At 64.9% G+C, this 2,115-nt stretch carries 1 protein-coding gene and 2 pseudogenes; all 3 read left to right on the top strand.

What is annotated here, in order from left to right; all coding sequences use genetic code 11:
- Window positions 1–524 (top strand): annotated as a pseudogene (locus VN047_RS10025) (pyridoxal-dependent decarboxylase, exosortase A system-associated); the annotation flags it as partial.
- Between the two features lie 252 nt (window positions 525–776).
- On the top strand, window positions 777–1,352 hold the full coding sequence (locus VN047_RS10020) for an XrtA/PEP-CTERM system exopolysaccharide export protein (protein ID WP_325542259.1): 576 nt from the start codon (window positions 777–779) through the stop codon (window positions 1,350–1,352).
- 49 nt (window positions 1,353–1,401) lie between these two features.
- Window positions 1,402–2,115, top strand: a pseudogene (locus VN047_RS10015) (chain-length determining protein); the annotation flags it as partial.

Here is a 2,115-nt window from a genome sequence, read left to right as displayed (position 1 = left end):
CGCCGCCGCTCGTCAATCTGGGCGGCGGGATGGGCGTGCCCTATTTTCCGGGCGACAGGGCGGTCGATGTCGCGGCTGTGGGCGCGGCGCTCGCGGAGACGCTCGCCGGCCGCGATCCGGTCCTCGCCAAAAGCCATTTCGCGATGGAACTCGGCCGCTGGCTTGTCGCCGAAGCGGGCGTCTATCTGACCCGCGTCGTCGACCGGAAGACGAGCCATGGCGAGACCTTCCTCGTCACCGACGGGGGCCTTCACCACCAGCTCGCCGCGAGCGGCAATTTCGGCACCGTGATCCGCCGCAACTATCCGATCGCGGTTGCCGGCCGCTTTGGTGCCGGGACCGAAGAGACCGTATCGGTCGTCGGCTGCCTCTGCACCCCGCTCGACCGTCTCGGCGATCAGGTTGCGCTGCCGCGCGCCGATGTCGGCGACCTGATCGCGATCTTCCAGGCGGGAGCCTATGGCGCGAGTGCAAGCCCCGCGACCTTTCTGGGGCAGGGGCCGGCGCGCGAAATGCTCGTCTGACGCGCGTTAAACCTGTTCCTTATCGGGACATGTTGGACGGGGTGCGGTTCAAACTTATGTCAATACTAACATTATGTTCACCCTTTTCGAGCAATGGCGGAAGCTGACGCAATGGCTGTCGCCGCGGAGTTCCGGATCGCGGCATCCCCTGACGGCTCGAAAGGTTGATGGATTATGGCTTCGTTCCCCTCGCTCCGTATCGCGCGCGCCGCGCTCGTCTCGGGCATCGCCGTGACTGCGCTGACGGGCTGCATGGGCGCCGGCACCGCGCCGCAACTGCCCAGCGCCAATTTTGTCGCGAACCAGGAAGGGCCGGGCGAGGAATATATCATCGGCCCGCTCGACGAACTCCAGATCTTCGTGTGGCGCAACCCCGAACTCGGCGGCAAGGTGCAGGTCCGCCCCGACGGCCGCATCACGACGCCGCTGATCACCGACATGCCCGCCGTCGGAAAAACCCCCACAATGCTGCAACAGGACATCAAGCTGCAGCTCAGCCAGTATATCACCGATCCGATCGTCAGCGTGATCGTCACCAGCTTCAACAGTACCTTCTCGCAGCAGGTGCGCGTCGTCGGCGCCACCGAGAAACCCGCGTCGATCCCGTTCCGCGCCAATATGACCGTGCTCGACGCGATGATTGCAGTCGGCGGCCTTGGCGAATATGCCGCTGGAAACAAAGCGCGACTCGTCCGTTTCGACAAGGGCAGCGGGAAGCAGCAAGAGTTCGGCCTGCGGCTTAACGACCTGATCAAGCGCGGCGATATCAAGGCGAACGTGCGGCTGCAGCCCGGCGATGTGATCATCATCCCCGAAAGCATGTTCTGATATCGACCGGCGGCCGTCCCACTCATCTCCCAAGGATAGATTTCGAGCGATGAACAGCCTTTACGATGAACTCCGGGTGGCGCTGCACAGCGTCTGGACGCGCCGGTGGCTGGTCCTCGCCGTGGCGTGGGGCATCTGCATCCTCGGCTGGCTCGCGATCGCGTCGATTCCCAATCGCTATGACAGCCGGGCGCGCCTGCTCGTCGACATCAACGAAATCCTGCCCGACGAAGCGGGCGGCGGCGGGCGTCCGCAGCTCGACCAGATCCGCGAAACGCTGACCAGCGCACGCAATATGGAAAAGGTCGCCGCGACCACCGGCCTGCTTCCGGCGGGCGCGAACGAGCGCGAAAAGGCTGGCGCTGTCGGCATGCTGCAAAAGAGCATCAAGGTGGTGCCGCAGCAGGACAATATCTTCGAAATCACATCGAGCATCGCGGTCGGCAGCCTGTCGGACGCTGACAATGCCAAGCTCGCGTCGGGGGTGCTCGACAGCCTCATCACCGTGTTCCGCGACGATCAACTGCGCGGCGGTCGGATGAACGCGCGCGAGAGCATGAAATTCCTCGATTCGCAGATCGCCGATCGCGAAAAGGCGCTGCGCGAGGTCGAAGCGCGCCGTGCGGCGTTCGAGGCGCAGAATATCGGCCTGATCCCCGGCGGCAGTGGCTCGCCGGCGCAGCGTGTCGATGCCGCGCGCGCCGAACTCGGCCAGATCGATTCGCAGCTCGTTTCGGCGCAGGCGCAGCTCGCCGCCGCCAAC

The sequence above is a fragment of the Sphingopyxis sp. genome, assembly GCF_035565275.1.
Classification (GTDB): domain Bacteria; phylum Pseudomonadota; class Alphaproteobacteria; order Sphingomonadales; family Sphingomonadaceae; genus Sphingopyxis.
Note: the sequence above shows the minus strand (reverse complement) of the source record. Positions and strands in the feature narration are given on the sequence as shown.